Here is a 3,508-nt window from a genome sequence, read left to right as displayed (position 1 = left end):
AGCGTGATGCGCGCGCGGATGCTGCCAAGGCCCGTGTCAGTGGGGCGAAAGGTGATTTGCTGCCGACGGTGTCGGCTGGACTGAGCATAGGCGGCGGTCAGGTTGCGCTTCCCGGTGTCGATCTCAATGTCGTGGGGCGTGGCGAGGTACGGTTCTCCATGCCGATCTATACAGGTGGGCGGGTCAGTGCGACCATCAGGCAACGTAATGACGAGAACCGAGCGGCGGTGTTTGAAGCCGATGCGGCACGAATTGGCGTGACCGCAGCGATTCGTACAGCGTTCGATCGCCGCGCTCTCGCGGGGCGCATGTTCAGCCTGGCTCAGGCAGAAAGGCGTAACGCCGCTTCGAGTCTCGAAGGTGTGCGCGCGGAGCGGAAGGTGGGCGAACGCTCGACCTTCGATGAGATCAGGGCGATCGCCGACCTTGCCAATTCGGAGATCAACCTCAATGAGGCGCGTTTCGACGTTGTCGCGGCCGACTATACGCTGGCGGCGGAAACCGGCCTGATTGGCGAGCTTTTCGGTGTGCCGCTCGTTCAGCAGACGGCAGCGGCCGATTAGAACCTGTTTCCACTTCTCGCGATCTTGCTCTGGCCTTGGCTACTCGGCCGCCATGCCGTAGACCGCACCAGGTAGCGGTTCTTTCAGACGCTTCTTGATCCGGTCGGCAAGGATGCGCACGAACGGCTCCAGCACCATGCCGTCATGGTCGCCCGGTACCTCCTGTACAGTCAGATCGGCGACATAGGGCGTCCAGCCATTGTCGGCCATGGCAATGTTCCGGCCATCTTGGAGCATACGTCCGCCACTCAGATGATAGATGACGTTGAGCTTCGGTCGAAGCAGCAGCACCTTTCCCGCATAGGGCTTGAGTTCATAAAGCGGCAGCGCGGTGCGGAAAGCGGTTTCGATCGCCAGATTGTGGAACTGCTCGGAGGCCTGTTCTGCCTGCTCGGCATCGGCACGGCCTTCGACTTTCTGTTTCCAACGCCTGCGGCTTTCGATCCAGTTGGCAACGAAGTTCAGGCGCTCCCGGCGCAGGTCCTGAACCTTCATGGAGAGCCTGTCGCGTAGCGATAGCGGGGGTTGCGTCGGCAAGGGCGTATCCAGCAGGATCAGTTGTGCGACTTCCTCACCTTCGTCGCGCAGCTGCTGCGCCATCTCGTATGCAACAAGACCGCCGCCGGAGAATCCTCCCAACAGATAGGGTCCGTGCGGCTGGACGGCGCGAACCTCCTTGAGATTGTCGCGCGCCATCGCAACGAAACTGTCGTGTGGTTCCTGATCACCATAGAGGCCGCGCGCCTGGAGCCCATAGACTGGGCGATCAGTGCCAAGTTGCATGGCCAGCTGTCGTAGATTGAGCACATTGCCGAACATGCCTGCACAAAGGAAGAATGGCGTTGCGCCAACCGAGCGCCCCGAAGTCATGGCGACAAGGTGGGTCTTCTTTTCGATTTTCTTGTCATCTGGAGCACCATCGCCTTGCGTCTTGGCTGACAGCGGCGCCGCCTGCTCGCTGATAAGCGCTGCGCACTCGGCGATGGTCGGGGCTTCGAACAGCACGGAGATAGGCAGGTCGAGTGCGAACTGCTTCCTGATCATGCGAAACAGACGTACCGCGATCAGCGAATGGCCGCCGATGTCGAAGAAACTGTCGTGCACGCCGATCTTTTCGACACCGAGCAATTCGGTCCAGAACCCTGCAAGGGTGCGTTCGATCTCGTCACGGGGCGCGACATAGTCGCTGTCGAGATCGGGACGCTCGAAGACCTCACCCGACCCTTGGATTTCGATGCGCGGTTGCGTTGCCCGTTTGCGTAACGCTCCAAGATCCATCGAACTGACTATCGGCTGTGGCTGACCGGTGCTGAGCGCGCGAATCATCGCCTCGAAGCCCTCGGATGGCAGGATGCCCTGCCTCACCTGAGCGGCGAGTTGCAAAGCGGCCGGCGACAGTTGCTCCTTTTCATCGCCTGAAGGCTTATGAGCCCGATCGACGCTGCGCGACGCTGCCAGTGCAAGATCGTCATCGAGCCGCTTCATCACGAAACGTTCGATCTCCGCAACGATGTTGCCGTCCGGTTCGGCAATGGTGATGTCGAAGGATGCGTACCCGTCGCCGAGATCGGAGATTTCGCTCAGCCTCGCCCAACTTACAATCGTTTCAGGAAGTGTCCTAAACAGCGCGATGCTGCCATAAGACATCGGCGCCCACAGCGCGTGCGACGTTGCATGGCCGGGCGCGAGGTCGAGCGCAAATCCGGTGGCGATATCCAGCAGCGCTGGATGCGCGATGAAGCCAGTCGCGATATCGCCGCGATAGGCCCGGTCGAGTCTGAGTTCGGCAAAGGCTTCCCGGTCTCCGCGAGCAAGCGAGCGCAGCACCTTCCAGCGCGGCCCGAAGCGGATGTGGTCTTCCTGGACGGAGCGTAGTGCTGCTCCATCCTCGGCGCGCTGGCATGCGATCAATCRCGCCGACGCTGCTGCCAGTTCCGCGGGGGCATGGGGCTTGGCGCGACGTTTGCGCAGTGTCGCTTCGCTGTGGAGGGTGAAACCTTCCGACACCAATTCGGCATCGACGGCGGTGACGAACACGCGCTGCATGTCGCCGTCCGCCGCAAACCGCACGCGAAGGATCTTCTCGTTCCGGTCATCGACTTCAAGCGGACGAAGGAAGAAGAGATCTGCGATCTCCTGGTCCTGATCGGCGCCGTACTCTTTCATGGCCTGGGCGATGATCTCGATAGTGCCGGTACCTGGCAAGATGGCCTGTCCCGAGACGAGCCGATGCTCGTCGAGCATCCAATGGCTTCGCGGTGAAATGCGTGTCTCGAGCCACACCTCGCCTTGCGCGTCCTCCACCCATTCGTTGAAGAACGGGCCCTGTGCTGCGCCACGTTGTGAGATTGGCGCTTGGATCTGGACCGTCTGGCCTGTGRCTCGCGCGGCCAGCCCGACATCGTTCCAGACGCCCCAGTGCAAGGCAATGGTCTTCCGCGCCTGATTGGAGAAGCGGCTCTCCGCATAGGCGTTGAGATAGGCATTGGCGGCGACGTAGTCGACTTGCCCGGCAGGTGCGGTGTCGGTGCTGGTCGACGAAAACAGCACTAAGAGGTCGAGAGGCCTGTCTTGGAAAACCTGGTCGAGGACCACGGTGCCGTGCAGCTTCGGCGACAGCACTGTCTCCATCTCCTCCAGCGTTTTCAACTGGATCAGATTGTCATCCACGAGACCCGCCGCGTGGAACACGCCATTGATGTCGCCAAAGGTGGCGCGCGCCTTGTCGGCTACCACAGTCATGTCTTCGACGTTGCTTACGTCAGCCGTTAGGTAGAGCACCTCCGCGCCCTTTGCCTCCAGGGTCTGGATCGCTTCGATGGCGCGACGCGTGCGGTCGCCGCGCGAAAGCAGAAGGGTCCGCTTTGCCCACTCATCCCGAGGCGGAAGTGCCAGCCGCCCGATCAGAACCAGTTTTGCCTGGTGACGTGACGCCAGTTCGCCCG

The 3,508-nt window shown here is 61.4% G+C and carries 2 protein-coding genes; one reads left to right on the top strand and one right to left on the bottom strand.

Annotated elements, in window-relative coordinates:
• Positions 1 to 563, top strand: a 563-nt coding sequence (locus AC1DUU_RS26590; protein WP_476786354.1) for a TolC family protein, incomplete at its 5' end; no start/stop codon positions are given.
• 39 nt (positions 564 to 602) lie between these two features.
• Here AC1DUU_RS26590 and AC1DUU_RS26585 read toward each other — a convergent pair.
• Positions 603 to 3,508 (bottom strand): SDR family NAD(P)-dependent oxidoreductase (locus AC1DUU_RS26585; RefSeq protein WP_476786353.1); only part of this gene is annotated, 2,906 nt, incomplete at its 5' end.

Source organism: Aminobacter sp. P4_H6_2 (genome assembly GCF_056400805.1).
This window is presented reverse-complemented; position numbering and strand designations above follow the sequence as displayed.